The following is a 26,484-nucleotide window of genomic DNA, read 5'->3' as shown; positions in this document are numbered from 1 at the left end:
CAGCGGGTCTGACCCCATGTTCCCCTCTCCCCGCCGGCGCTAGAGGCCGACGCGGAGAGAGGGTAAGCGTTGCGACAAGTCGTGAACCGCGCCGCCATCTTGGTCATCCTGAGCCTTGTCCAGCCTGCCTTCGCCGAGGGTTGGGGCATGAAATCGGGTGACGTCGTCTTCACCAAGGCGGAACTGTCCGAGTTCATTGCCGAGAACGAGGTGCGCTTCTATGACGGCGGCCATTCCGAATACGGGCCGGACGATGCCTATGCCTATGTCTACGAAGGCGGGGATCGCGCCGAGGGCCGATATCGGATCGAGGAGGACGGCTCGGTCTGCGTCGATTTCCGGAACGGCTGGTCGCGATGCGATCTTTATGTGCGTAACGGCGGGCGCGTGCTTCTGATCGACGAGAAGGGCGACCGCTATCCGCTCAAGCCGGCGGGCTGAACGGTCGCTTACTTTGGGTTTCAACGCTCACTGCCTAGGGGGCGAGCAACTTCGCGAACAGCGTGTCGAGAAAGTCCTGCGCCTCTGTGTATGGGTCGTGGCCCGGGCCGAGCACGGCGCGCACCTGCACGTCGAAATCGGCGTAGTGCTGCGTCAGCGCCCAGATCGAGAATATCAGGTGATGCGGCGGGAGGTCCGCGATGCGCCCCGCTTCCGACCAGCGTCTGAGCAACTCGGCCTTCTCATCGACCAGCGTCTTCAACTCACCTTCCAGCGCCTCCATGATGCGGGGCGCGCCTTGCAGTATCTCGTTCGCAAACAGCCGGCTTTCGCGCGGATAATCGCGGCTGAGTTCGAGCTTTCGGCGCACGTAGGCGAGCACCTCGGCGACGGGATCGCCCCCGGCGTCGAGCGCGTGCAGCGGTGCGAGCCAGGTATCCATTAGGGTGGAGAGAAGCTCGACATGGATCGATTCCTTGGAGGGGAAGTAGTAAAGCAGGTTCGGTTTCGACAGCCCCGCTACTTCGGCGATTTGATCGAGCGTCGCACCGCGGAAGCCATGCTGGGAAAAGACGTCGAGCGCGGCATCAAGGATTGTCTGCCGGTTCTTCTGCTGGATGCGGGTCAGCGGCCGCTCCGCCGATGCCTGCCCGTCTGCATGCGCTCTCGTCATGAAATCCTGCTAGCCTGCCCCCGCGATCCGGTCAAACGGCAATTATGGTGCGCGGTCAGGCCGGATGTGCCGCTTCCATAGACTGCAGGACAGGGGCGCTGTCCTGCGGTTTCTTCGCGGGCACCGCAGGTTCGAGCAGCGGCTTTGTTGCACGGTAGATGACATATTCGCGCCGGCGCGACGAAAAATCGTCGTAGATCCAGGAGTCGCGCGTCCCGGCCCAGAGCCGCGCCAAACGGCGCGTACCCCACGGAAACCGCGCCTCTATCTCGCGGTGCCGCCTGTCGTCGTCGAGATCGAGGCCATGCACGATGTTCCGCGTCACGTCGCGCACCTCGTCAAGGTGGAAGCCCGCGCGGATGATTTCGGTCTCGAAGCCGCTTTTTTCGGCTTCGGGCTCCATGTGCGGTGGCGTGAAATCGGCGACGAGGAGATGACCGCCGGGCCTGAGCACGCGATGCGCCTCTTCGACGAACGCCTCGCGGTCGGGATAGCAGTGCGCGCTTTCCACGTTGAGAACGGCGTCGAAGGCGTTCGCGGTGAAAGGAAGCTCCATCGCGTTGCCACGCACGAAACCGAGCCCAGCGACGCCGCCGTAGATTCGCTCGCAAAAGGCGACGGCATTGCGGCAAAGATCGCAGCCAACCGTCGCCGCCGGTTCCATGTAGCGATGGACATAAGAGGCCCCGCCGCCGCGGCCCGAGCCGACATCGAGCACGCTCAGCCCCTTGAGATCGACCAGTGACGCGACTGCGTGGTAGAGTTGCACGCAATAGCGCTCCGCCTCATCCTCGGGCCCAAGCCGCGGCTGGTCCCGCGTCTCGTCATAGGCGAAGCCATAGTTCATGAACCTCAGATGCGCCACGTTCCGGAACCGCCATCCGATCAGTTCGTAGAGAATGTTCGCCCGCGCCCCTTTGAATATCTGCCGCTCGCCGAGCGATCTCGCTGTTATCTGCAAACTGTTTCTGTCCCCTGCCTTTTCGCGACATATTGTTCGCGTTGGCGCAACGATCTGGCCAAGCCGATCTTTCGTCAACGGTTCTCTTTGGTAAGTGCCCGCGATTGCCCGAAAAAAATCGTATCTGCAGCATTCAGAGCGCACCTATGCCGCGCAGGATGATCGACTTCACGCTGTCCTTGGCGGCCTTCCACTGCTTTTCACTGAGTGCCTTGCCGCCGTTCAGCGTCTCGATCTGATGGCCGAAATCGGCGTAATGCTGGGTCGTGGCCCAGAGCATGTACAAGAGATGCTTGGGATCGATGGGGGCCATCTTGCCCTCGTCGATCCAGCGCTGAATGAGCTTTTCGCGGCCCGAGGTCCATTCGCGCAGCGTGGTCTCCAGGTAGTCCTGGATCACCGGCGCGCCGTGCATCACCTCAGAGGCCCAGACCTTCGAGCCGCAGGGATGGCGCCGGGAGATTTCCATCTTGGCGTCGATATAGGCGCCGATCCCCTCGATCGGGCCGGGCGCGTTGTCGAAACTATCCGCCGCATGCAGCCAGATCTCGAAAATTTGCCGGACGACCTTGCGATAAAGTTCTTCCTTCGTGGCGAAGTAGTAGTGCAGGTTCGCCTTGGGCAAACCGGCCATGTCGGCGATAAGCTGCATCGTCGCCCCGCCGAACCCCGCCTCGGCGAAGACCTTTTCTGCCGCGGCCAGTATCCGGGTCTCGTTCTCCTGCCGGTTCATGTTCCGCTTCGACATGCGTTCGGGGGCGGCCATTGCTTAATTTTCCGTTGACCGGTTGGTCGGCTCGTGTAGCGTGAACTTGACCATACGGTCAGAAAACGAGTCGCCGCAAGGGGCATGAAGACCCCGCCAGCGCCAGGGAGGACGACATGGCAGCACCCGGAGAAAACCTGAGGATCGACGGCGCGCGCCTTTGGGATTCAATTATGGAAATGGCCAAGATCGGCCCCGGCGTGGCGGGCGGCAACAACCGCCAGACGCTGACCGACGACGATGCCAAGGGCCGCGCGCTCTTTCAGAAGTGGTGCGAGGCGGCGGGCCTGACGATGGGTGTCGACGAGATGGGGACGATGTTCGCGACGCGGGCGGGCGAGGATCCCGACGCGCTGCCAGTCTATATGGGCTCGCATCTCGACACCCAGCCAACGGGCGGGAAATATGACGGGGTGCTGGGCGTGCTCGGCGCGCTGGAAGCGGTCCGTACGATGAACGACCTCGGGATCAAGACGAAGCACCCGATCGTCGTCGTCAACTGGACGAACGAGGAGGGGACGCGGTTCGCCCCTGCCATGCTCGCCTCCGGCGTCTTCGCGGGCAAGCATGACCTTGACTGGGCCTATGACCGCGAGGATCACGACGGCAAGAAATTCGGCGACGAGCTGAAGCGCATCGGCTGGGTCGGTGACGAGAAGGTCGGCGCCCGCAAGATTCACGCGCTTTTCGAGCTTCACATCGAACAGGGTCCGATCCTCGAAGCCGAGGGCAAGGATATCGGCGTCGTGACGCACGGGCAGGGGCTCCGCTGGATCGAATGCACGGTGACGGGGAAGGAGAGCCATACCGGCTCGACGCCGATGCATATGCGCAAGAATGCCGGGCGCGGGCTCGCGCTGGTGACGGAGCTCGTCCACGAGATCGCGATGAAGAGCCAGCCGAACGCGGTGGGCGCGATCGGCCATATCGACGTCTATCCGAACAGCCGCAACATCATCCCCGGCAAGGTCGTCTTCACGGTCGACATGCGTACCCATATCCTGCCGAAGCTGAACGCCATGGTTGCGGAATTCGAGGAGCGCGCGCCGAAGCTCTGCGCCGATATCGGCGTCGAGTTCGAGTGCGAGATCGTCGGCCAGTTCGACCCGCCCGCCTTCAACGAGACCTGCGTGAAGGCCGTGCGGTCTGCGGCCGAGCGGCTGGGCTACAGCCACATGGATATCGTCTCGGGCGCGGGCCACGACGCCTGCTGGATCAACGACGTGGCCCCCACCGCGATGATCATGTGCCCCTGCGTCGACGGGCTTTCCCACAACGAGGCCGAGGAGATCAGCCCGGAATGGGCGGCGGCGGGGACGGATGTGCTGTTGCACGCGGTTCTGGAGACGGCGGAGGTCGTGGGGTGAGTTGGCAACGCTACCTTGCCTACTTTTGTACATGCATGACCAGTGGCGTCAGTATTGCGCAATCATCTGACGCCGAACCGGTATTCATGCTGGGACAAGGCGCGCTGAGTTGCGAACAATTGCTTAACTATACTAGCGAAAACGGCTCACCCAACGATCTGGTACCTTGGATCTATGGCTTTTGGAGCGGGATCAACGTTGTGCGCGGTTCCAGTGACGATGGCGACGTGTCGTTGGCCGGGCCGTTGGTTGATCCTGCTGCGCTACAAAGCTGGATAGCCGCATCATGTGAGTTAGATTTGGAAAGAAAGATCTACTCAGTTGCCATGGAGGCCTATTTCGAACTTTCGAGATAGCGCGCTGAGAATCCGGGGAGAGACGACATGACCACAGTCATCAAGAACGGCACCATCGTCACCGCCGATCTGACCTACAAGGCGGATGTGCTCATCGAGGGCGGCAAGATCGCCCAGATCGGCGAGGGCCTGAAAGGCGACAAGGTGCTCGACGCGACCGGGGCTTACGTCATGCCGGGGGGGATCGACCCCCATACGCATCTGGAAATGCCCTTCATGGGCACCTATTCCACCGACGATTTTGAATCCGGCACCCGCGCGGCGCTCGCGGGCGGCACGACGATGGTGGTCGATTTCGTGTTGCCCTCGCCCGGGCAGGGGCTCTTGGACGCCAAGCAGATGTGGCACAACAAGTCGGGGCGCGCCAACTGCGACTATTCCTACCACATGGCCGTGACCTGGTGGGGCGAGCAGGTCTTTGACGAGATGAAGACCGTGATCGAGAAGGAGGGCATCACCACCTTTAAGCATTTCATGGCCTACAAGGGCGCGCTCATGGTCAATGACGATGAGATGTACGCCTCCTTCAAGCGGCTCGCGGAGCTTGGCGGCATCGCGCTGGTCCATGCCGAGAACGGCGACGTGGTGGCCGAGTTGCAGCGCAAGCTGATGGAGGACGGCAATACCGGGCCCGAGGCGCATGCCTATTCGCGCCCGCCGCAGGTCGAGGGCGAGGCCACGAACCGCGCGATCATGATTGCCGACATGGCGGGCGTGCCGCTCTACGTTGTCCATACCTCCTGCGAGGAGGCGCATGAGGCGATCCGGCGGGCGCGGATGCAGGGCAAGCGGGTCTGGGGCGAGCCGCTGATCCAGCATCTGACGCTGGATGAAAGCGAGTATTTCAACAAGGACTGGGATCATGCCGCGCGGCGGGTGATGTCGCCGCCCTTCCGCAACAAGCAGCATCAGGACTCGCTCTGGGCGGGGCTGATGTCGGGCTCTCTCTCGGTCGTCGCCACCGACCACTGCGCCTTCACGACCGAGCAGAAGCGCACCGGTGTCGGCGACTTCACCAAAATTCCGAACGGCACCGGGGGGCTCGAGGACCGGATGCCGATGCTCTGGACGCATGGCGTGAACACCGGCCGGCTGACGCCGAACGAGTTCGTCGCCGTCACATCAACGAACATCGCCAAGATATTGAATTGTTATCCGAAAAAGGGCGCAATCCTTGTGGGCAGCGATGCCGATATCGTGGTCTGGGACCCCGACCGCGAAAAGACGATAAGTGCCCAGAGCCAGCAGTCGGCGATCGACTACAACGTCTTCGAGGGGAAAAAGGTCAAGGGCCTGCCGCGCTACACGCTGACGCGGGGAATGATCGCGGTGAACGACGGCAAGGTCGAGACCAAGGAGGGTCACGGCGAGTTCGTCCGTCGCGAGGCGAACAACCCGGTCAACAAGGCGCTGTCGTCGTGGAAGGAACTGACCGCGCCCCGGCCGGTCAAACGGACGGGCATCCCGGCGAGCGGGGTGTGAATGTCAGAACTCTGCGAGCGCCTCGAGTTCCGGCAGCAGAACGACGCTTTCCTGTTCGTGCGGATCGGTGCGGGCGATGACCGCGCGGACCGGCGCGTCGGTCGGGTTGAACGGAAGATGCGGTGTGTCGGCGGGGATGTAGACCAGATCGCCGGCCTCGGTCTTCATCCGGTGCTCAAGCCGCGCGCCCCAGAGCATGACACCCCGCCCTTCGAGCACGAAGATCGCGGTCTCGTGGGTGGCGTGCTTGTGCGCCTTCGCCCGCCCGCCCGGCGGAATCGTCAGGAGATGCATGCAGATGCCTTTCGCGCCCGTCGTCTCACGGGCGATGCCTTCGAAATAGTCGAATCCCTGCTTCCCGGAATAGGTCCCGCCGGGGCGGAGTTTCTGGCATGACGGCATTTCCGACAACCCTCCTTGCGGTCAGCGGCATTTGCGGAATCATAGCCACCGGGCGCCGGCTGGCCAAGCATGGCGCCGGGAGGCTGGGATGAAAGATACCAATGCCATCGCGGCGCCGGTGATCGAGGCGAGGGGGCTCGGCCTGACCTTCGAGACGGCCGACGGCCCGGTCCATGCGCTGAAGGATGTGACGCTGACGGTCGAGAAGGGCGATTTCGTCTCGTTCATCGGGCCGTCGGGTTGTGGCAAGACGACCTTCCTGCGCGCCATCGCGGCGCTCGAGCATCCGACCGAGGGCACGCTGACCGTCAACGGAATGGACCCGGACGCGGCACGGCGGGCGCGAGCCTACGGCTACGTCTTTCAGGCGGCGGGGCTATATCCGTGGCGGACGATTGCCGGGAATATCAAGCTTCCGCTTGAAATCATGGGATTTTCCCGTGCCGAGCAGGAGGAGCGCGCCCGCAAGGTGCTATCGCTCGTGGACCTTGAAGGCTTCGGCCGGAAGTTCCCCTGGCAGCTTTCGGGCGGCATGCAGCAGCGCGCCTCGATCGCGCGGGCGTTGGCCTTCGACGCGGACATCCTTCTGATGGACGAGCCCTTCGGCGCACTCGACGAGATCGTGCGCGACCGGTTGAATGAGGAGCTTCTCAAGCTCTGGGCGCGGACCGAAAAGACCATCGGCTTCGTCACCCACTCGATCCCCGAGGCAGTCTATCTCTCGACCAGGATCGTCGTGATGTCGCCCCGTCCGGGGCGGATTACGGACGTGATCGAGAGCACGCTGCCGAAGGAAAGACCGCTCGATATCCGCGACTCGGCGGAGTTCATCGCGATCGCGCATCGTGTGCGCGAGGGGCTGAGGAGCGGGCATGGCGATGAGGTCTGAGGCGAGGCTGGCGTCCGTCCCGCAGGTGTCGGGCATCCGTCGGGCATCCGTAGGGACAGATGCATGGCGGTGTCGCGCGCGGCGGAGCGCGGACGGGGGGCTATCTTTCCCGCGTTCCCGGGCAGGCCGCGAAACGCCCCATGAAGGTATGTCGGCCAGGGTAAACGGGGGCGGGGCGTGAGGTCGGTCCTGCCGATCCTGACCGTGCTCGCCGCGATCGTCGCCGTCTGGTATGCCGGCGCGGTCTGGCTCAACAGCCAGTGGAGCTACGACCAGGCGGCGCGGGCCGGGGTGGAGGTGACGTTCGGCGAGGTGGTCAGCGACACCTTGAAGCAGGACCGGCCCGTCCTGCCCGCGCCGCACCAGGTGGCCGAAGGGCTCTGGACGGGCGTGACCGGGCAGAAGGTGACCTCGAAACGGTCGCTCGTCTATCACGGCTGGATCACCTTCCGGGCGACGCTGCTCGGCTTCGCCATCGGGACCGGGCTCGGTATCCTGCTGGCGGTGGGGATCGTGCACGACCGGGCCATGGATATGTCGGTAATGCCCTGGGCAATCGCCTCGCAGACGGTGCCGATCCTCGCGATCGCGCCGATGGTCATCGTGGTTCTCGGCGGGCCGCCCTTGAATCTGCCGCCCTTGATCGCGAAGGCGGTGATAGCCGCCTATCTGACCTTTTTTCCGGTCGTCGTCGGGATGGTGAAGGGTCTGCGGAGCCCCGAGGGCGCGCAACTCGATCTTCTGAAGACCTACAGTGCGTCGCGGTCCCAGACCTTCTGGAAGCTGCGGCTGCCGGCCTCGATGCCCTATCTCTTCGCCTCGCTGAAAGTCGCGGTCGCGGCGGCGGTCGTGGGGACCATCGTGGCAGAGTTGCCTTCGGGCGCGGTCGCGGGGCTCGGCGCGCGGTTGCTGCAGGGCAGCTATTACGGCCAGACCGTGCAGATCTGGGCCGCGCTTTTCGCGGCCGCGACGCTGGCGGCGGGGCTCGTGGTGCTGATCGGACTGATCGAGCGGGCGACGCTCGCCCGGATGGGGATGGCGCGATGAGCTGGTTCTGGGGTGCGGTCCTTTTCTGGCTGGCCGCCTGGGCGTTCAATGCCTGGCTGGCGCGGCAGCCTGTAGCGGCGACGCGGGCGGTTGGGCTTTTCGTGCCCGCTCTGTTTGGTGTGACGCTTCTGGTCCTTTGGGAAGGGATCGTGCGGGGGCTGAACGTTCCCGGCGTGATCCTTCCTGCGCCGTCGGCGATCTGGGGCACGATCAAGGCTTCGGTGCCGGTCCTGTGGGGCGATTTCGTGCAGACGATCCTGAAGGGCGCGCTGTCGGGCTATGTGATCGGCTGCGGCGCGGCGATCCTGACGGCGATTGCCATCGACCGGTCGCCGTTCCTGCAGCGCGGGCTCTTGCCGGTGGGCAATTTCGTGGCTGCCCTTCCCATCGTCGGGATCGCGCCGATCCTGGTGATGTGGTTCGGCTTCGACTGGCAGTCGAAGGCGGCGGTCGTCGTCGTTATGGTCTTCTTCCCGGTGCTGGTGAACACGGTCGCCGGGCTTGCCGCGACCGAGCGGATGCAGCGCGACCTGATGGCCACCTATTCGGCGAGCTACGTCCAGACGCTTTTGAAGCTGCGCCTTCCGGCCGCGATGCCCTTCATCTTCAACGGCTTGAAAATCGCCACGACTCTCGCGTTGATCGGCGCTATCGTGGCCGAATTCTTCGGATCGCCGATCCGCGGCATGGGCTTTCGCATCTCGACCGCCGTGGGTCAGCTCGCGCTCGACATGGTGTGGGCGGAGATCGCGGTGGCGGCGCTCGCGGGTTCGGCGTTTTACGGCTTGGTGGCGGCGGCGGAAAAGGCCGTCACTTTCTGGCACCCCTCGCAAAGAGGGCGGCAATGACAACAAGGAGGTTGTGGACATGAGAAGACTACTGACGACGGTGACGGCCCTTGGCCTGATGGCGGGTGGCGCCTGGGCCGCCGACGACGTGACGCTGCAGCTGAAATGGGTGACGCAGGCCCAGTTCGCGGGCTATTTCGTCGCCAAGGATCAGGGCTTCTACGAGGAGGAGGATCTGAACGTCACGATCCTGCCCGGCGGGCCGGATATCGCGCCGACCCAGGTGATCGCCGGTGGCGGTGCCGACGTGACGGTCGAATGGATGCCCGCAGCCCTTGCGGCGCGCGAAAAGGGGCTGCCGCTCGTCAACATCGCCCAGCCGTTCAAGTCGTCCGGCATGATGCTGACCTGCCTAAAAGAAAACGGCGTCGCGAGCCCGGAGGACTTCAAGGGCAAGACGCTCGGCGTTTGGTTCTTTGGCAACGAATACCCGTTCCTGAGCTGGATGGCGCATCTTGGCATTCCGACCGAAGGCGGCGCGGATGGCGTTGAGGTCCTGAAGCAAGGCTTCAACGTCGATCCGCTGTTGCAGAAGCAGGCGGCCTGCATCTCGACCATGACCTACAACGAGTACTGGCAGGTCATCGACGCGGGGATCAGCCCGGACGACCTCGTGACGTTCAAGTATCAGGACGAGGGCGTGGCGACCATGGAAGACGGGCTTTACGTGCTTGAGGACAAGCTGGCCGATCCGGAATTCGAGGACAAGATGGTTCGCTTCGTCCGCGCTTCGATGAAGGGCTGGAAATGGGCCGAGGAGAACCCGGACGAGGCCGCGATGATCGTTCTTGAGAACGACGAGACCGGGGCGCAGACTGAAAATCACCAGAAGCGGATGATGGGCGAGATCGCGAAACTGACGGCGGGATCGAACGGGGCGCTTGATCCGGCCGACTATGAGCGCACGGTGGCGACGCTTCTGGCGGGCGGCTCGGATCCGGTGATCTCGAAGGAGCCGGAAGGCGCCTGGACGCATCAGATCACGGACAAGGCGCTGCAATAGGCGGTGCCTGAAACACGGCGGGCGGGGCCGGCACGGCCCCGTCTTTTCTCGGCGGCAGCGGCTGACGTCCGTCTACCGGGTCCCTCGCGCCTTTTCGCTTGCCCTCCGGCGCGGATCGCGGTCTATCTCGGGCAGGAACGGGGGTGACGATGATCGTATCAGGCGGATCGGTCCGGATGAAGGTCTTGCTGGCGCTTGCCGCGTTGACGATCGTCGCTGGGTGCAATCGCAACCGGCCACAACTGACCGAATGTGTCGACGGCCGCCCCGTGGTCGAACGGGTCCACGACGTCGCGCCGCCCAACTGCTGAGCCGTCCCGGCGGTTTGTGAAGTCTGTTCACCTGGTTTGTAAAGTTGTAAACTTCTTTTTCCTTTCACGGGATGGAGGACGGCATGGTGCGCTCTGCGCTGACGGGGACGCGGGTCCGCGAGCGGCGGCTGCTGATCGGCATGAAGCAGGCCGACCTGGCGCGCGGCGCAGGAATATCGCCCGCCTATCTCAACCTCATCGAGCACAACCGCCGCCGCGTCGGTGCGGAGCTGCTTGAGCGGCTGGCGGGCGAACTTGGCGTCGAAGGCGCTGCCCTTGCCGAAGGCGCGGAAAACGCTCTCTTCGAGGGATTGCGGGAGGCCGCCGCCGGCAGGGCCGCGACCGACACCCCGCCCGAGATCGCGCGGATCGAGGAATTCGTCGGACGCTTTCCCGGCTGGGCGGGCCTGCTCGCGGCGCTTCAGGCGCGCGTCGTGGGCCTCGAGCACACGGTCGAGACGCTGCATGAGCGCATGGCGCACGACCCCTATCTATCGGCCTCGCTGCACGAAGTCGTCTCGGCGGTGACCTCGCTGCGTTCGACCGCGGCAATCCTCGCCGAAAGCGAGGAAATCGACCCCGAATGGCGTGCGCGTTTCCATGCCAACGTCTTCGACGACTCGATCCGGCTGAGCGGGGCGGCGGCTGCGCTTGTCGCCTATCTCGACGCGATGAAGGAAAGCGAGACGGGCCTATCGTCGCCGCGGGAGGAGGTCGAGGCCTGGCTCGCGCGATCGGACTATCATCTGGCGCCTCTGGAGCGCTCCAATCCGCCGCCGGCGGAGAACCTGATCGCCGGGGTGCCGGAACTGTCCAGCGGCGCGGCGCGCAAGCTCGCGCTCGCCCATGTCGCACGCTACCGGGCAGATGCGCAGGCACTGCCGCTTGAATCCTTCGGGCGCGCGCTTGAGGAGGAGGGGCCCGAGCCTGCCGCGCTCGCGCGGCGAATGGGAACAGGTCTGCCGCCGGTCCTGAGACGGCTAGCGACTCTGCCCGAGGGGATGGGGCCGCCTACGGGACTCGTCGCCTGCGACGGGTCCGGCACGCTGACCTTCCGCCGGCCCGCGCCCGGCTTCGCGCTGCCGCGCCACGGCGCGGCCTGCCCGCTCTGGCCGCTCTACGAGGCCCTGCTCAGACCCTCTGTGCCGGTCCGTGCGCCGGTGGAACTGGCCGGCCGCGTACCTCAGCGGTTTCTCGTCCACGCCTTCGGCGAGCCGAGCCATCCCGGCGGTTATGACGGGCCGCAGGTGATCGAGGCCTACATGCTGATCCTGCCCGCCGCCGGGCCGCGCGAACCGGGCGAACGTCTGATCGGGCCGTCCTGCCGGATCTGCCCGCGTGCCGCCTGCGTCGCGCGGCGCGAACCGTCGATCCTTGCAGGCGATATCTAGGGGGCTGCCTCAGCCGAACGCCCGGGTGGCCGCCCAGATCAGGCCTATCAGGACCGGCTGATGGATCAGGTAGATCGGCAGGCTGTGTCGGCCCGGCCACGCGAGGACATGGGCGGCACGCGTGGGGATGGCGCGTTCGGCTGAGCGCAGCCGGTCCCAAAGCCCCGTGCGCGTGGCGAGCCGGGCGAGCGCGATCCCGGCGAGACAGGATGCAAGCCAGGGGAAGGGCGGCACGAAGTCGATCGAGCCGGGCGGGTTTGCGGCGAGGCCCGTCCAGGCGAACCAGGGTGCGTCGAAGTCGACGCTTTGCCCGTAGAGCCGGAGCGCCACGATCGCGGCGGCGATTGCCAGCGTGAGGGGCGCGGGGACGCGAAGGAAGGCGAGGCCAATGAGGCTCGCGAAGGCGATGGAATGGAGGATGCCGAAGAAGACGAAGCGGTCGGGCATGGCGAGCCAGGTGGCGACCGTGATCAGCGCCGCCGCGAGTGCGACGATTACGAGCCGCCGCCGGAAGGCGAGCCAGCGGATGCCGCGGCCATGCGCGAGCCAGAGGCTGACGCCCGCAAGGAAAAGGAAGCTGCCCGCGACGACGCGCGCGAATATCGCCCAGCCGCCGGTCGTCGCGGTAGAGGGGGCGATCAGCCCGAAGTTCTGAAGGTCGTAGGTGAAGTGGTAGACGACCATGCCGATCAGCGCCACGGTCCGCGCGATGTCGATCGCCGCAATCCGCCCGCCGCCGCCCGCCCGATCCGTCGCCGCGTCCATTTCCGCCTCCGCAGGCCAGCCCGTTTCGCGCGGGCTCAGCCGAGAACCACCAGCGCGTGCCGCTTCTTGCCCGCCGTCAGCTTCAAGGGCTCGGCGAGTTCGCCAGCGCCGATCATCTGGCCCGCGTCGAGCGCAGGTTCGTCGTTGACGCGCGCTCCGCCCTCGGTGATCAGCCGCTTGGCGTCCTTGCCCGATTTCGCCAACCCCGAGCGGACGAAAAGCTGGGCGAGGCTGATCCCGTCCGCCACGTCGCCCGGCTGCAGGTGCAACGTCGGCAGGTCATCGCCGACGCCGCCGCGTTCGAAAACCTCCCGCGCCGTCGTCTCGGCCGCGAGCGCCGACTCGGCGCCGTGGGCGAGCGCCGTGACCGCGTTGGCGAGCACGATCTTGGCTTCGTTGATCTCCGCGCCCTGAAGCGCGCCGAGGCGGTCGCATTCCTCTACGGGAAGCTCGGTGTAGAGCTTGAGGAACCGTCCGACATCGGCGTCGGTCGTGTTGCGCCAGAATTGCCAGAACTCGTAAGGCGACAGCATGTCGCCGTTCAGCCAGATGGCACCCGACTGGCTCTTGCCCATCTTGCGTCCGTCCGAGGTCGTCAGGAGCGGCGTCGTCAGACCGTAGATCTCGTGTTCGAGGACACGCCGCGTGAGGTCCACGCCATTGACGATGTTGCCCCACTGATCCGAGCCGCCCATCTGCAGCAGGCAGCCGTAGCGCCGGTGCAGTTCGAGGAAGTCGTAGGCCTGCAGGATCATGTAGTTGAATTCGAGGAACGACAGCGACTGCTCTCGGTCGAGCCGAGACTTGACGCTTTCGAAGCTGAGCATCCGATTGACGGAGAAATGCCGCCCGATGTCGCGCAGGAAATCGAGGTAATTGAGCCCGTCGAGCCATTCGGCGTTGTCGAGCATCAGCGCGTCGGTCGGGCCCTCGCCGTAAGTCAGGTACCTGGCGAAGACCTGCTTCATGCCCGCGACGTTCGCGCCGATCTGGTCCGGCGTCAAAAGAGGCCGCTCCTCGGCCCGGAACGAAGGGTCGCCGACCTTGGTCGTACCACCGCCCATCAGCGTGATCGGCTTGTGGCCGGTCTTCTGAAACCAGCGCAGGAGCATCACGTTCAGGAGGTGCCCGACATGGAGCGAGGCGGCCGTCGCGTCATAGCCGATATAGGCCGGCACGATGCCCTTCACCAATGCCTCGTCGAGCCCCTGATAATCCGTGCAGTCGGCGAGGAACCCGCGCTCCATGATGACGCGCATGAAATCGGATTTCGGGTGGTAGGTCATCGAAGTCTCGTCCATTCTGGGCCCGGTCCGCATATATCGTCGGGCGGGGACGAGGGAAAGGGCATGTTGAAACCGGGGTCGGTCTGGGCGCTGGGCGCGATGTCGGGCACATCGCTCGACGGCGTCGACGCGGCGCTTCTGAAGACCGACGGTCATGCGATCCTCGACTTCGGTGGCACGGGCTACCGGGCCTATGACGAGACCGAGCGCGCGGTTCTTCACGCCGCGCGCGGGCGCTGGCCGGGCGGGGAGGGCGTCGACGAAGCCGCCGAGGTCGTCGAGACTGCCCATGCCGCGCTGATGTCCTCGCTGTCTGACGGGGCCGATCTGGCGGGATTCCACGGCCAGACGCTGGCCCACGATCCTGGCGGGCGGGGCACGCATCAGGCAGGGTCGGGCACGATCCTCGCCGAGGTGCTGGGTATTCCGGTCGTATGGGATTTCCGCTCGGCCGATGTCCGGCTTGGCGGGCAGGGTGCGCCGCTCGCGCCGTTCTTCCATTTCGCCTGCGCGAAGTGGATCGGCGCGAAGGAGCCGCTGGCGTTTCTCAACATGGGCGGCGTCGGCAACCTGACCTGGGTCGATCCGGGGCAGCCGGCGCCGGACGCGGCGGGGGCCTGTCTCGCCTTCGACACCGGGCCCGCCAACGCGCCCATCAACGATCTGGTGCGCGAACGGCTTGGTCAGGGTTGCGACGAGGGCGGGGCGCTCGCGGCGGAAGGCGAGGTGGCCGAGAAGGTCATCAAGAAGTTTCTCAAGCATCCCTATTTCTTTCGCATCCCGCCGAAATCGCTCGACCGCGACGGGTTCCCGGACCTGACGAAGGCAGTACGGAAGCTGTCCGACGCCGATGCCGCCGCGACGCTCACCGCCGCCGCCGCCGGCGCCGTCGCCCGTGGCGCGGAGCATTTTCCGGCCCCCGCCGCCCGCGTGCTCGTGACCGGGGGCGGCCGGCGCAATCCGGTGATGATGGCGATGCTGTCCGAGCTTTTCGACTGCCCAATCGAGCCGGTGGAGGCGGTCGGGCTGGACGGCGACATGCTGGAGGCGCAGGCCTTCGCCTATCTCGCGGTCAGAGTGGCACGCGGGCTGCCGACGACCTGTCCCACCACAACAGGCGTCTCGGCCGCGATCGGCGGCGGCCAGATCAGTTGGCCCCGGCGATAGGGCGCCGCGCACGGCGTGTCTGCCGGAGCATCGAGACGGTGTAGAGGACGAGCGCCGCCCAGATGAGCGGGAAGGCGATGAGGCGCGCGCCCGAGAATGGCTCGCCGAAGACGAAGAGCGCGATGAGGAAGATCATCGTCGGGATGATGTATTGCATCACGGCGATGGTTGTGAGCTTCAGCCGCTTTGCGCCGTTGGCATAGAGCATGAGCGGCGCCGCCGTGACGAGGCCGCAGCCGAAGAGGAGCCACGTGTCGAGGGCCACGCCCTCGAGAAAGTGGCTCTGCCCGGTCCGGGCGAGCCAGATCATGTAGCCCGCCGCGATGGGCGCGAGCAGCAGTACCTCGAGCATGAAGCCCTGGTTCGGGCCAACAGGCAGCCATTTCTTGAGGAACGCATAGCAGCCCCAGGTGAGCGTGAGCCCGAGCGCGACCACCGGAAGCCGCCCGACCTCCACGGTCAGGATCGCGACCGCGAGCGCGGCGAGGCCGATCGCGGCCCATTGCGCGGGGCTGAGGCGCTCGCCCAGAAGGACGCGGCCGAGGAAGATCGAGAAGAGCGGGTTGATGTAGTAGCCGAGCGCGGCTTCGAGCGCCTGGTTCGAGGCGATCGACCAGACATAGATCCCCCAGTTGATCGAGACGAGCGTGGCGGTAACGGCCGCCATGGCGATGGTGCGCGGGCTCAAGAGCGCGGCGCGCAGATCGGCGGTACGCCCGATCACCACGAGCACCGCCCCGGCGATCGGCACCGACCAGAGCGCGCGGTGGGCGATCACCTCGGCGGGCGGGATATGGGCGAGCGCCTTCATGTAGAGCGGCAGCACGCCCCAGAGGAGATAGGCCGACATCGCGAAGAAAAAGCCCTGAAGGCTGTCCTCGTTCCGTATCGTCGGGATATCGGCCATCGTCGCGCCCCTGCGTCCGGTTGCCCGTGTCACTAGCTCAGCGCGGCGACCCGCGCCACCGGCGGATTGTGCCCCACACATTCGCGGCCGTCAGAGCCTCCGGGCGAGATAGTCGCGGGTGAAGGCGGCGTAGCCGTCGGCGGTGACCTTCAGCGCGTCGCGCATCCGCCGGTGCAGGTCCGGCAGGCGGTGGAAGGGCACCGCGGGGAAGACGTGGTGTTCGACGTGATAGGGCATGTTCCAGGTGAGGAAGCGCACGATCCGGTTGGTGTAGGTCGTGCGCGTGTTCTCGAACATGTTGGCGACGAAGGGGCAGTCGCCGTGTTCGGCGAGCAAATAGAGCCTGAGCGCCGGCTGGCCGAGAAGCACGGGCAGGAGCCAGACCCAGAAGAGGAGCGGCGAGACGATCAGAGAACCGAGCGCCGCGGCGTAGAGAAGCGCCATGACCCGCGCCTCGCGCGCCATCCGCGGCAGCGCGCGTTCCGGCGCGTAGGGCGCGCGGAACCGCCCCGTCACAAGCCGCGCCAGCACCGCGAGATTGCCGCGCCAGTAGGGCAGGCCGGAGACATGGGCGATCCACAGGCCAAGCGTCTCGGGCTTGGCGCCGGCAAGTTCGGGGTCCTGGCCGGGCAGGTTCGTATAGCGGTGGTGGGCAAGGTGGAAGTAGCGGAACCATTCGAACGGGTTGAGGATGAGGAATCCCGCTACACGCCCGACCCAGTCGTTCAGCCGCTCTGACCGGAACGGGGTCTTGTGGGTGCATTCGTGTTCGAGCGTGAAGAGGAAGGTGATGAGGACGCCCTGAACCAGCAGGAGAAGCGGCCAGAACGGCACCTTGAGGACGATGAGGAACCCGGTGACAAGGATCAGCCCGCCATGCGCCGCAAGGTGCGTCAGCCCCGCGCGGTTGGAGGTTTCGGTCAGCGCTGCCTTGTCTGAGGCCGGCAAGGCGGCGAGAAAGGATTTGTGGTCGGACATGGCCCGCATGATCCGCCCCGTCGCGCGGGCGTGCAAGTCCGTTCGCGACGGCTCTGCGCCGGTCCTAGTTCGCCGGGTCGGTGGCGCCGGGGATGTCGAAGCCGGGCGGCGCGAGTTCGAACCCCTCGAACCTGAAGCCGGGCGAGACGGTGCAGCCCACGAGCGTGAAGGCTCCCGTGGTGCGGGCCGCCTGCCAGTGTCCGGGCGGGACAACAAACTGCGGCCGGTCGCCGGTAGCGAGGTCGGGGCCGAGGCGGTGGTCGCGCGCCGGGCCCGCTTCGATTTCGGCAATCGAGAGGATGAGCGGCGCGCCTAAGTAGAAATGCCAGATCTCCGCCGCATCGACCCGGTGCCAATGGCTCCGCTCGCCGTCCTTCAGGAGGAAGTAGATCGCGGTTCCGGCGGGGCGGCCCGGTCCCTCCGCGGCCCAGGTCTGGCGGTACCAGCCGCCCTCGGGATGGGGCGCGAGGTCGAGCAGGGCGATGATCTCATCGGCGGTAGTTGAGTCGCTCATGGCCGCGAGTCTGACCGACGGTGCGCCCGCCGGCAACGGCGGGCGACTTGAGATGTGTCAAGGCGCGGGTGCGCTCGGCCTGCGAAACTTGACTTGTCCAGATTCAGCAGAAGGAGCGGGACCATGCCTGTTTCCGCCCGTCAATCGCAGCTCATCCGCGACAGTTTCGCGAAGCTAAGCGATCGTCTCCAGCCCGCTTCGATGACCTTCTACGAGGCGCTCTTCCGCCGCGCGCCTGAGCTTCGCGAGATGTTCCGCGACGATCTCGCCGGGCAGGGGATGAAGTTCATGACGACGCTCGGGATCGTCATCGAGAACATCGACCAAACCGAGAAGCTCGGAGACCGTTTTGCCGAGCTCGGCCGCGTCCACGCGCTGATCGGGGTGAAGGCGGCGCATTTCGAACCGATGGGCGAGGCGCTGATCGACACGTTGAGGGAAGAGCTGGGCGAGGAGGAGTTCGACGACGAGATGGAAGCGGCCTGGCGCGCAGCCTACGCGGTTCTTGCCGAACGCGTGATCAGGAGGGGCGGGATCACCTGAAGGGGTGACCTGCTACCAGAGCTTCCGTTTGTATGCCGCTGTAATAAAAGAAACATCGCCGAAGCTGAAGTTACCTTCGACGGGCGGATCTGGGCAATCGAGACGTCAGCCGCGCAGGATCGAGACGCCGGCGTATTCGGCCGTTTCGCCAAGCATCTCCTCGATCCGGATGAGCTGGTTGTACTTCGCGAGCCGGTCGGAGCGGGCGAGCGATCCGGTCTTGATCTGGCCGCAGTTCGTGGCGACCGCGAGGTCGGCGATGGTCGCGTCCTCGGTCTCGCCCGAGCGGTGCGACATGACGTTTGTGTAGCGGGCGCGGTGGGCCATGTCGACAGCCTGGAGCGTTTCCGTGAGCGTGCCGATCTGGTTGACCTTGACGAGCATGGAGTTCGCGCAGCCCTTGGCGATGCCGTCCGCGAGGCGGGCGGGGTTGGTCACGAAGAGGTCGTCGCCGACGAGCTGGCATTTCGCGCCCAGCGTGTCGGTCAGGTGTTTCCAGCCGTCCCAGTCATCCTCGGCGCAGCCGTCCTCGATCGAGATGATCGGGTAGTCCTTCACGAGCGCTTCGAGATACCTGACGTTTTCCTCCGACGAAAGGGTTTTTCTTTCACCCGCAAACACATACTTGCCGCCCTTGAAGTACTCCGTCGAGGCGCAGTCGAGCGCGAGGTAGATGTCCTCGCCGGGCTTGTAGCCGGCCTTCTCGATCGACTTCAGGATGAAGTCGAGGGCGTCGCGGGTGGACGAGAGGTTCGGCGCGAAGCCGCCCTCGTCGCCGATGCCGGTCGACAGCCCCGCCGCCGAAAGCTCCTTCTTGAGCGTGTGAAAGACCTCGGAGCCCATCTGGACAGAGCCCCGGATGTCGGGCGCGGCGACCGGCATGATCATGAATTCCTGAATGTCGATCGGGTTGTCGGCATGTTCTCCGCCATTGATGATGTTCATCATCGGCACCGGCAGAATGTGCGCCGAGGTGCCGCCGACATAGCGGTAGAGCGGTTGGGTGGTGAAATCGGCCGCCGCCTTGGCGACGGCGAGCGAGACGCCGAGGATCGCGTTGGCGCCGAGGCGGCCCTTGTTCGGCGTGCCGTCAAGCTCGATCATCAGCCGGTCGATGGCGACCTGTTCAGTCGCATCCTCGCCGACGAGGTTCTCGGCGATCTCGCCATTGACCGCCGCGACCGCCTCCAAGACGCCCTTGCCCATGTAGCGCTGCTTGTCGCCGTCGCGCTTCTCGACCGCCTCGTGCGCGCCCGTCGACGCCCCCGAGGGCACCGCGGCGCGGCCCATCGTGCCATCGTCCAGCGTCACGTCGACCTCGACCGTGGGATTGCCGCGGCTGTCGAGAATTTCACGGGCATGGATGTCGATGATCGTGCTCATGGAATGCGGTCCTTTCGGCGGAAATGACTGTCGCGAGGGTCTTTACGCGGTCGCGCGCGAAAGGGGAAGGGGCATCGGGCGGCCCGGCTCGTTAGCGCTAACTTCCGCTTGCGCAAAGGGGAGTGAAAGGCGATGGCGAACCGCTCAGTCCTTGCGCCCGCGCTTCAGCGGAACGCCGAACAGCTCCAGCCGATGGCCGGTGAGGCGGTAACCGTGCTTCTCGGCGATACGCTCCTGCAGGGCCTCGATCTCCTTGTCGACGAATTCGATGACTTCGCCGGTCGTCAGGTCGATCAGGTGGTCGTGATGAGCGCGCTCGGCATCTTCGTAGCGCGCGCGTCCGTCGCCGAATTCCAGCTTGTCGAGAATCCCCGCCTCTTCGAATAGCTTCACGGTGCGGTAGACGGTCGCGAGCGAAATCTTGGGATCGGCCTCGCAGGCGCGGGCATATAGGACCTCGGCGTCGGGGTGATCGTCGGACCCTTCGAGCACCTGCGCGATGATCCGCCGCTGCTCGGTCATCCTGAGACCTTTAGCCTCGCAACGCTCGATGATCGACTGGGTCATGCCCGCCTCATTAGTCCGTGGTGTCGGTGGTTTAAGGGAAATTCACCAGAGCGCAAAGCGTGAATTCCGCGCGGCGACGTTTCGAGTTTGAAATTTCAAGCTTGAAATGAATTCGCGGCGGTGTCAGTCTGACCGTCAGGACAGGGGGTGAGCATGAAGATCCTGTGTCTCGGCGGCGGTCCGGCCGGGCTCTACTTCGCGATCTCGATGAAGCTGCGTGACCCGTCGCGCGAGGTCACCGTGATCGAGCGCAACCGTGCCAACGACACGTTCGGCTGGGGTGTGGTGCTGTCCGACGACGCGCTGGAACGGATGGAGAAGAACGACCCCAAGTCGACACAGTCGATCCGCGACCACTTCGCCTATTGGGACGATATCGCCGTCGTCCATGATGGCCGCAGGACTGTGTCGGGCGGCCATGGCTTCGCCGGGATCGGCCGGCGGCGGATGCTGGTCATCCTGCAGGAGCGCGCTCGGGAACTGGGCATCGAGTTGCGGTTCGAGACCGAGTTCAAGACGGCCGAGAGTTACCGGCTCGACTACGACCTCGTCGTCGGGGCCGATGGGCTCAACTCCACCGTCCGGCGCGAATACGCCTCCGTCTTCAAGCCCGAGATCGACACCCGCCGCTGCAAGTTCATCTGGCTCGGCACGCATCAGAAGTTCGACGACGCGTTCACTTTCATCTTCGAGAAGACGAAGCATGGCTGGGTCTGGGCACATATCTACCAGTTCGACGCCGACACGGCGACCTTCATCGTCGAGTGCAGCCCCGAGACTTGGGACCGCTGGGGCTTCGAGGAGATGACGAAGGAGGAGAACGTCGAGACCTGCCGCAAGATATTTGCGGACCATCTCGGCGGGCATGAGCTGATGTCGAACGCCGCGCATCTCAGAGGCTCGGCGGTGTGGATCCAGTTTCCGCGCGTGCTGTGCGATCGCTGGTATCACGAGAATGTCGTGCTGATGGGCGACGCCGCCGCGACGGCGCATTTCTCGATCGGCTCGGGCACGCGGCTTGCCTTCGACAGCGCGATCGCGCTGGCGGACTACCTGCAGTCTGAGCCGACGATGGCAAAGGCGTTCGAGCGGTATCAGGAGGAGCGGCGGGTCGAGGTGCTGCGGCTCCAATCGGCGGCGCGCAACTCGATGGAGTGGTTCGAGGAGGTCGAACGCTACCTCGACATGCCGCCCCTGCAGTTCGCTTATTCGCTCTTGACCCGGTCGCAACGGATCAGCCACGAGAACTTGCGGCTTCGCGATCCGGACTGGCTGGGAAAAGCCGAGGATTGGTTCCAGGCGGAGGCTGGCGGCAAGCCGGGCCGGCCACCGATGTTCGCGCCTTACCGCTTGCGCGACATGATGCTGGCGAACCGCGTCGTCGTTTCGCCCATGGCGCAGTACCGTGCCGATAACGGCTGTCCGACCGACTGGCATCTCGTCCATCTCGGCGAACGCGCGAAAGGCGGCGCGGGGCTCGTGTACACCGAGATGACCTGCGTGAGCCCCGAGGGTCGGATCACGCCCGGCTGCCCCGGCCTCTACGCGCCGGAGCATGAGGCGGCGTGGCGCCGCGTCGTCGAGTTCGTCCACGCCGAGACGCAAGCGAAGATCTGCTGCCAGATCGGCCATGCGGGACGCAAGGCCTCCGTTCAATTGCCATGGGAAGACGACGAGATGCCGCTTGGCCATGACGGATGGGAGATCATCGGCCCGTCGCCCTTGCCGTGGTCATCCGACCATGCGCGGCCCAGGGAAATGACGCGCACCGACATGGACCACGTGCGCGACGAGTTCGTCGCAGCGACACGCATGGCCGAGCGCGCGGGCTTCGACATGGTGGAGCTTCACGCCGCCCACGGCTATCTGATCTCGTCCTTTATTTCGCCCGTGTCGAACAAGCGGACCGACGACTATGGCGGCAGCATCGAAGACCGGATGCGCTATCCATTGGAGGTCTTCCGCGCGATGCGCGCGGCCTGGCCCGCGCACAAGCCGATGTCGGTCCGCATCTCGGCGAATGACTGGGTCGGCGCTGACGGCGTCACGCCCGAGGACGCCGTCGAGATTGCGAAGGGATTCCACGACGCGGGGGCGGACATCATCGACGTCTCGGCGGGCCAGACCTCGACCGAGGCACAGCCGGTCTATGGCCGGATGTTCCAGACCCCGTTCTCAGACCGCATCCGCAACGAGACCGGTATCGCCACGATGGCCGTCGGCAACATCTACGAGACCGACCACGTCAATTCGATCCTGATGGCGGGCCGGGCCGATCTCGTCTGCCTCGCGCGGCCGCATCTCGCCGACCCGTACTGGACACTCCACGCCGCCGTGGCCTTGGGCGACAGAGGCGTAGAGTGGCCGCTGCCCTATCTGCGGGGCCGAGATCAGGCCTACCGACTTCAGGAGCGCGCGCAACAGGAGGCGCTGCGGGCATGAGCATGGCGGGCAAGCGCGTCCTCATCACCGGCGGCGGCACCGGAACCGGTGCGGACCTGGCGCGCGGGTTTTCCGAGGCGGGCGCGGAGGTCGTGATCGCCGGACGCCGGATGGAGCCGCTTGAGACGGTGGCGCGCGGCAACGGAGGAATCCGGGCGATCCGGGCCGACGTGACCGACGAAGGCTCCGTCGCGGCGCTGTTCGCGGAGGCCGGGCCCCAGGATATCGTCATCGCGAATGCGGGGGCGGCCGATAGCGCGCCGTTCACCCGCACGACGCTCGATGAGTGGAACGCGATGCTCGCGGTGAACCTGACGGGCGTGTTCCTCACCTTCCGCGAGGGGCTGAAGGGGATGAGCGCAGGCGGAAGGCTGATCGCCGTCGCGTCGGTCGCGTCGCTCAGGGGGCTCGCCTACACCGCCGGATACACGGCGGCGAAGCACGGCGTTTTGGGCCTCGTCCGGTCCGTCGCGCTCGAAGTGGCGAAGAAGGAAATCACGGCGAACGCGATCTGCCCCGGCTTCATCGACACCGAGATGACCGGGCGCACCGTCGTTAACATCATGGCCAAGACCGGGCGCACGCGCGAGGAGGCGCTGGCCGCGCTAACCGCGACCAGCCCGCTCGGCCGTCTCATCCGACCCGCCGAGGTGACATCCTCGGCGCTTTGGCTCGCGTCGCCCGGCGCTGCCGCGGTCAACGGACAGGCGATCGTGCTGAACGGGGGCGACGCATGAGCGAGCTTTCCAAGCGCCGCCTCAAGGCCTGGATCCGGCTCCTCGGCGTCACGCGCGCCGCCGAGAACCATTTGCGCGCATATCTCCGCGTCCATCACAAGACGACGCTGCCGCGCTTCGACGTGATGGCGGCGCTCTACCGCCGCCGCGAGGGCGTGACGATGAGCGAGCTTTCGCGGATGCTTCTGGTCTCGAACGGCAACGCGACCGCCGTGGTGGACCGGCTCGAGGGCGAGGGGTTCGTCCGCCGCCTGCCGTCCGAGACCGACCGGCGCACGATCCACGTCGCGCTGACGCCGGCGGGCCTGCGCCAGTTCGAGGGGCTCGCCGCCGATCACGAGGCGGAGGTCGACACGCTGTTCGCGAGGCTCACGGAACGCGATCTCGACACGCTCACCGATATCCTGAGACGCGCGAAGGGAGGACCGGCATGAGAGAGATTCAGGGGCTGAAGCCCGAGCATTTTCTCTGGAAGGTCGAGGACCGGATCGCGACGATCCGGCTGAACCGGCCCGAGCGCAAGAACCCCCTGACCTTCGAGAGCTATGCCGAGCTGCGCGACACCTTCCGCGCGCTGCCCGAGGCCGCGGATGTGGAGGTCGTGGTGCTCGCCTCGAATGGAGGCAATTTCTGCTCGGGCGGGGACGTGCACGACATCATCGGGCCGCTTGTCGACATGGACATGAAGGGGCTTCTCGCCTTCACCCGGATGACCGGCGATCTGGTCAAGGCGATGATCCACTGCGGCAAGCCGGTGGTCGCGGCGGTCGACGGCATCTGCGTCGGCGCAGGCGCGATCCTCGCCATGGCCTCGGACCTCAGGCTGGCGACACCGCAGGCGAAATGCGCTTTCCTCTTCACGCGCGTGGGGCTCGCGGGCTGCGACATGGGCGCCTGCGCGATGCTGCCGCGGATCATCGGGCAGGGCCGCGCGGCGGAGCTTCTCTATACCGGCCGGGTGATGACCGGGGAGGAGGGACACGCCTGGGGCTTCTGGAACGCGCTTCACGAATGGGAGGATCTGGAGGACGAGGCGATGAAGCTCGCGCACGCGCTGGCCGAGGGCCCGACCTTCGCACACGGGATCACCAAGACCCAGCTCAACCAGGAATGGTCGATGGGGCTCGACCAGGCGATCGAGGCCGAGGCGCAGGCCCAGGCGATCTGCATGAAGACGCGGGATTTCGAGCGGGCGTACCGGGCCTTCGCCGCGAAGGAGAAGCCGGTCTTCGAGGGGGATTGAGGGCGGAGCCGGGGGCCAGCCCCCGGACCCCCGAGGTATTTGGGAACAGCAGAAGTGGCAGACAGGAGCTTTCTCGACTGGCCGTTCTTCACGTCCGCCCACCGCGAGCTTGCGGGGCGGCTCGAGGACTGGTGCGCCGCGCATCTGCCGGTGGCGCATGGCGATGTCGACGCGGCCTGCCGAGGGCTGGTGGCAACACTGGGTGCGGGCGGCTGGCTGGTTCACACGGGGGCGGGCGAAGGGGAGCGGCTGGACATCCGCACGCTCTGCCTCATCCGCGAGACGCTGGCGCGGCATGACGGGCTTGCCGATTTCGCCTTCGCGATGCAGGGGCTCGGCATGGGGGCGGTGAGCCTTTTCGGCACGGCGGAGCAGCGGGAATGGCTCCAGCGGACGCGGGGCGGCGGGGCGATCGCGGGCTTTGCGCTGACCGAGCCGGGGGCGGGGTCGGACGTCGCGGCGACGGCGACGGTGGCCGAGCGGGTGGGGGGTGGCTGGCGGTTGTCGGGCGAGAAGACCTACATCTCGAACGGCGGCATCGCGGATGTCTACGTCGTCATCGCGCGGACGGGAGAGGGGCCGGGCGCGAAGCGGCTGTCGGCTTTCCTCATGCCCGCCGATGCGCCGGGTCTCACGGTCGCCGAGCGGATCGAGGTCATGGCGCCGCACCCGCTCGCACGGCTGAAGCTGGACGGCGTGGCGCTGCCCGAGGCTGCGCTGATCGGCGAGCCGGGCGGGGGCTTCAAGGTCGCAATGACGGTGCTCGACCATTTCCGCCCGACCGTCGGCGCGGCGGCTCTGGGCTTCGCCCGGCGCGCGCTCGACGCGGCCGTTGAGCGCGCGAGGAGGCCGCGGCCCTCGGGGTTGCTCGCCGACTACCAGATGGTGCAGGGGCATGTGGCCGACATGAGCCTCAAGATCGACGCCGCCGCGCTGCTTGTCTACCGCGCGGCGTGGGCGAAGGACCGGGGCGCGGCGCGGATCAGCCGCGAGGCGGCGATGGCGAAGCTCTACGCGACCGAGGCGGCGCAAGAGGTCGTCGACATGGCGGTCCAGCTGCACGGCGGCGACGGGGTCAGGACCGGCATAGCGGTCGAGAGACTCTACCGCGAGATCCGGGCGCTTCGCATCTACGAAGGCGCCTCGGACGTCCAGCGGCTTGTCATTGCGCGGAGTCTTCTCGCATGAGCTTTTCCCGCGACTTCACCGTGCAGTTCGGCCATTGCGACCCGGCCGGGATCATCTTCTTCCCGCGCTACTTCGAGATGCTGAACGCGACCGTCGAGGCGTTCTTTGCCGAGGCGCTAAACTATTCCTTCACGCGCATCCACATCGACGAGGGCTGCGGCGTGCCGACCGCCCATCTCGACGTCGACTTCCGCGCGCCCTCGCGGCTCGCCGACATCCTCACCTTCACCCTGAACGTCGTCCGTATCGGCGGGTCGAGCGCGAGTTTCGAGACCCGCGTGACCTGCGGGGAGGAACTGCGCATGACCGTCCGGCAGGTCATCGTCTGGACCGGGCCCGGGCTGAGGCCCGCGCGCTGGCCGGCCGGGCTGGCGGTGGCGCTCGGGGCGCATCTGACCGGGGAGGAGGCCGCGACATGAGCCCGCACGAGATCCTGCATCCGAAGGGCTGGACGCCCGCGAAGGGCTATGCGAACGGCATTTCCGCGAGGGGGCGGATGATCTTCACCGGCGGGCTCGTCGGCTGGAACGCGGAGGGCGCGTTCGAGACCGACGACTTCGCCGGACAGGTCGCGCAAGTCTTGAGGAACGTCGTGGCGGTGCTGGCCGAAGGCGGGGCGCGGCCCGAGCACCTCGTCCGCCTCACCTGGTACGTCACCGACAAGCGCGACTATCTCGCAAGCCTCGCCGAGATCGGCCGCGCGTATCGTGAGATCATCGGGCGGCACTACCCGGCGATGGCGCTGGTGCAGGTCGTAGCGCTGGTCGAGGACCGCGCGAAGGTGGAAATCGAGGCGACGGCCGTCGTGCCGGAGGAGTAGGGAGGAG

30 protein-coding genes are annotated in these 26,484 nt (G+C 66.1%); 19 read left to right on the top strand and 11 right to left on the bottom strand.

Translation table 11 applies throughout. The features are described from left to right. The first annotated feature begins 81 nt into the window (after positions 1-81). On the top strand, positions 82-441 hold the full coding sequence (locus tag DEA8626_RS09680) for a hypothetical protein (protein ID WP_108852754.1): 360 nt from the start codon (positions 82-84) through the stop codon (positions 439-441). 34 nt (positions 442-475) lie between these two features. Here the strand turns inward: DEA8626_RS09680 and DEA8626_RS09675 are convergent, their stop codons facing one another. From DEA8626_RS09675 to DEA8626_RS09665, 3 genes are all read right to left on the bottom strand, one after another. Beyond that, positions 476-1,114: a TetR family transcriptional regulator C-terminal domain-containing protein gene (locus DEA8626_RS09675; RefSeq protein WP_108852753.1), complete on the bottom strand. Its 639-nt coding sequence runs from the start codon at positions 1,112-1,114 to the stop codon at positions 476-478. Positions 1,115-1,169: 55 nt separating this feature from the next. Then, on the bottom strand, positions 1,170-2,075 hold the full coding sequence (locus DEA8626_RS09670; protein ID WP_108852752.1) for a class I SAM-dependent methyltransferase: 906 nt from the start codon (positions 2,073-2,075) through the stop codon (positions 1,170-1,172). Between the two features lie 133 nt (positions 2,076-2,208). Next, entirely contained in the window at positions 2,209-2,841 is a 633-nt protein-coding gene (locus tag DEA8626_RS09665; RefSeq protein WP_108852751.1) for a TetR/AcrR family transcriptional regulator, read from the bottom strand. Between the two features lie 116 nt (positions 2,842-2,957). Here DEA8626_RS09665 and DEA8626_RS09660 point away from each other — a divergent pair, with 116 nt between their 5' ends. Genes DEA8626_RS09660 through hydA form a run of 3 tightly spaced genes read left to right on the top strand, consistent with a single transcriptional unit; the run spans position 2,958 to position 6,046 of the window. Then, complete coding sequence (locus DEA8626_RS09660) at positions 2,958-4,208, top strand: Zn-dependent hydrolase (protein ID WP_108852750.1); 1,251 nt, start codon at positions 2,958-2,960, stop codon at positions 4,206-4,208. Then, entirely contained in the window at positions 4,205-4,564 is a 360-nt protein-coding gene (locus tag DEA8626_RS20840; protein WP_146188855.1) for a hypothetical protein, read from the top strand. Before DEA8626_RS09660 ends, DEA8626_RS20840 begins: the two co-directional genes overlap by 4 nt. 27 nt (positions 4,565-4,591) lie before the next feature. Beyond that, on the top strand, positions 4,592-6,046 hold the full coding sequence (hydA, locus tag DEA8626_RS09655; protein ID WP_108852749.1) for a dihydropyrimidinase: 1,455 nt from the start codon (positions 4,592-4,594) through the stop codon (positions 6,044-6,046). Positions 6,047-6,049: 3 nt separating this feature from the next. On the opposite strand, the gene DEA8626_RS09650 is transcribed toward hydA, so the two are convergent. Next, a complete protein-coding gene (locus DEA8626_RS09650; RefSeq protein WP_108852748.1) occupies positions 6,050-6,448 on the bottom strand; it encodes a cupin domain-containing protein in 399 nt (132 codons plus the stop codon). Between the two features lie 88 nt (positions 6,449-6,536). On the opposite strand from DEA8626_RS09650, the gene DEA8626_RS09645 reads away from it, so the two are divergent. The 6 genes from DEA8626_RS09645 (at position 6,537) to DEA8626_RS09625 (ending at position 11,937) form a co-directional block, all read left to right on the top strand. Beyond that, positions 6,537-7,337 carry an ABC transporter ATP-binding protein gene (locus tag DEA8626_RS09645; RefSeq protein ID WP_108852747.1) on the top strand — a complete coding sequence of 267 codons (801 nt, stop codon included), beginning with the start codon at positions 6,537-6,539 and terminating at the stop codon, positions 7,335-7,337. 177 nt (positions 7,338-7,514) lie between these two features. After that, positions 7,515-8,384, top strand: a complete 870-nt coding sequence (locus tag DEA8626_RS09640) for an ABC transporter permease (RefSeq protein ID WP_108852746.1) — start codon at positions 7,515-7,517, stop codon at positions 8,382-8,384. After that, positions 8,381-9,232, top strand: coding sequence for an ABC transporter permease (locus tag DEA8626_RS09635; RefSeq protein ID WP_108852745.1), 852 nt, complete (start codon positions 8,381-8,383; stop codon positions 9,230-9,232). Before DEA8626_RS09640 ends, DEA8626_RS09635 begins: the two co-directional genes overlap by 4 nt. A gap of 19 nt (positions 9,233-9,251) precedes the next feature. Further along, positions 9,252-10,235 (top strand): ABC transporter substrate-binding protein, encoded by a 984-nt coding sequence (locus DEA8626_RS09630; RefSeq protein WP_108852744.1) that lies wholly within the window; start codon positions 9,252-9,254, stop codon positions 10,233-10,235. 143 nt (positions 10,236-10,378) lie between these two features. Further along, on the top strand, positions 10,379-10,546 hold the full coding sequence (locus DEA8626_RS21055) for a hypothetical protein (RefSeq protein WP_181366402.1): 168 nt from the start codon (positions 10,379-10,381) through the stop codon (positions 10,544-10,546). Positions 10,547-10,629: 83 nt separating this feature from the next. Next, positions 10,630-11,937, top strand: a complete 1,308-nt coding sequence (locus DEA8626_RS09625; RefSeq protein ID WP_108852743.1) for an XRE family transcriptional regulator — start codon at positions 10,630-10,632, stop codon at positions 11,935-11,937. A 9-nt stretch (positions 11,938-11,946) separates the two neighbouring features. On the opposite strand, the gene DEA8626_RS09620 is transcribed toward DEA8626_RS09625, so the two are convergent. Next, on the bottom strand, positions 11,947-12,702 hold the full coding sequence (locus DEA8626_RS09620) for a heparan-alpha-glucosaminide N-acetyltransferase (protein WP_108852742.1): 756 nt from the start codon (positions 12,700-12,702) through the stop codon (positions 11,947-11,949). Positions 12,703-12,737: 35 nt separating this feature from the next. Further along, positions 12,738-13,988: a tyrosine--tRNA ligase gene (gene tyrS, locus DEA8626_RS09615; protein ID WP_108853409.1), complete on the bottom strand. Its 1,251-nt coding sequence runs from the start codon at positions 13,986-13,988 to the stop codon at positions 12,738-12,740. A 63-nt stretch (positions 13,989-14,051) separates the two neighbouring features. On the opposite strand from tyrS, the gene DEA8626_RS09610 reads away from it, so the two are divergent. Next, positions 14,052-15,155: an anhydro-N-acetylmuramic acid kinase gene (locus DEA8626_RS09610; protein WP_108852741.1), complete on the top strand. Its 1,104-nt coding sequence runs from the start codon at positions 14,052-14,054 to the stop codon at positions 15,153-15,155. Here the strand turns inward: DEA8626_RS09610 and rarD are convergent. The 3 genes from rarD to DEA8626_RS09595 form a co-directional block, all read right to left on the bottom strand. After that, positions 15,136-16,062 (bottom strand): EamA family transporter RarD, encoded by a 927-nt coding sequence (rarD, locus tag DEA8626_RS09605; protein ID WP_108852740.1) that lies wholly within the window; start codon positions 16,060-16,062, stop codon positions 15,136-15,138. The two genes, DEA8626_RS09610 and rarD, sit on opposite strands and share 20 nt — an antisense overlap. 90 nt (positions 16,063-16,152) lie before the next feature. Next, positions 16,153-17,040, bottom strand: a complete 888-nt coding sequence (locus DEA8626_RS09600; RefSeq protein WP_245890815.1) for a fatty acid desaturase — start codon at positions 17,038-17,040, stop codon at positions 16,153-16,155. Between the two features lie 64 nt (positions 17,041-17,104). Then, a complete protein-coding gene (locus DEA8626_RS09595) occupies positions 17,105-17,554 on the bottom strand; it encodes a cupin domain-containing protein (RefSeq protein WP_108852739.1) in 450 nt (149 codons plus the stop codon). 123 nt (positions 17,555-17,677) lie between these two features. Between DEA8626_RS09595 and DEA8626_RS09590 the strand changes: the two genes are divergently transcribed. Then, positions 17,678-18,097, top strand: coding sequence for a globin domain-containing protein (locus tag DEA8626_RS09590; RefSeq protein ID WP_108852738.1), 420 nt, complete (start codon positions 17,678-17,680; stop codon positions 18,095-18,097). Positions 18,098-18,202: 105 nt separating this feature from the next. On the opposite strand, the gene eno is transcribed toward DEA8626_RS09590, so the two are convergent. Then, positions 18,203-19,480 carry a phosphopyruvate hydratase gene (gene eno / locus DEA8626_RS09585; RefSeq protein WP_108852737.1) on the bottom strand — a complete coding sequence of 426 codons (1,278 nt, stop codon included), beginning with the start codon at positions 19,478-19,480 and terminating at the stop codon, positions 18,203-18,205. Between the two features lie 144 nt (positions 19,481-19,624). Beyond that, positions 19,625-20,047 (bottom strand): Fur family transcriptional regulator, encoded by a 423-nt coding sequence (locus tag DEA8626_RS09580; RefSeq protein ID WP_108852736.1) that lies wholly within the window; start codon positions 20,045-20,047, stop codon positions 19,625-19,627. 153 nt (positions 20,048-20,200) lie between these two features. On the opposite strand from DEA8626_RS09580, the gene DEA8626_RS09575 reads away from it, so the two are divergent. The 7 genes from DEA8626_RS09575 to DEA8626_RS09545 are packed head-to-tail and all read left to right on the top strand — an operon-like array spanning position 20,201 to position 26,477. Beyond that, positions 20,201-22,489 carry a bifunctional salicylyl-CoA 5-hydroxylase/oxidoreductase gene (locus DEA8626_RS09575; protein ID WP_108852735.1) on the top strand — a complete coding sequence of 763 codons (2,289 nt, stop codon included), beginning with the start codon at positions 20,201-20,203 and terminating at the stop codon, positions 22,487-22,489. Beyond that, positions 22,486-23,226, top strand: coding sequence for an SDR family NAD(P)-dependent oxidoreductase (locus tag DEA8626_RS09570; protein WP_108852734.1), 741 nt, complete (start codon positions 22,486-22,488; stop codon positions 23,224-23,226). Before DEA8626_RS09575 ends, DEA8626_RS09570 begins: the two co-directional genes overlap by 4 nt. Then, positions 23,223-23,660, top strand: a complete 438-nt coding sequence (locus DEA8626_RS09565) for a MarR family winged helix-turn-helix transcriptional regulator (protein ID WP_108852733.1) — start codon at positions 23,223-23,225, stop codon at positions 23,658-23,660. Before DEA8626_RS09570 ends, DEA8626_RS09565 begins: the two co-directional genes overlap by 4 nt. Then, on the top strand, positions 23,657-24,469 hold the full coding sequence (locus DEA8626_RS09560) for an enoyl-CoA hydratase family protein (RefSeq protein WP_108852732.1): 813 nt from the start codon (positions 23,657-23,659) through the stop codon (positions 24,467-24,469). Before DEA8626_RS09565 ends, DEA8626_RS09560 begins: the two co-directional genes overlap by 4 nt. Before the next feature lie 54 nt (positions 24,470-24,523). Then, positions 24,524-25,657: an acyl-CoA dehydrogenase family protein gene (locus tag DEA8626_RS09555; RefSeq protein ID WP_108852731.1), complete on the top strand. Its 1,134-nt coding sequence runs from the start codon at positions 24,524-24,526 to the stop codon at positions 25,655-25,657. Continuing rightward, a complete protein-coding gene (locus tag DEA8626_RS09550) occupies positions 25,654-26,076 on the top strand; it encodes an acyl-CoA thioesterase (RefSeq protein ID WP_108852730.1) in 423 nt (140 codons plus the stop codon). The genes DEA8626_RS09555 and DEA8626_RS09550 overlap by 4 nt, the downstream gene beginning before the upstream one ends. Beyond that, complete coding sequence (locus tag DEA8626_RS09545; protein ID WP_108852729.1) at positions 26,073-26,477, top strand: RidA family protein; 405 nt, start codon at positions 26,073-26,075, stop codon at positions 26,475-26,477. The genes DEA8626_RS09550 and DEA8626_RS09545 overlap by 4 nt, the downstream gene beginning before the upstream one ends. The last annotated feature ends 7 nt before the right edge of the window (positions 26,478-26,484 follow it).

This window comes from Defluviimonas aquaemixtae (assembly GCF_900302475.1).
GTDB lineage: Bacteria > Pseudomonadota > Alphaproteobacteria > Rhodobacterales > Rhodobacteraceae > Albidovulum > Albidovulum aquaemixtae.
The sequence above is the reverse complement of the archived record's forward strand: the minus strand, read 5'-3'. Positions and strand labels throughout refer to the sequence as shown.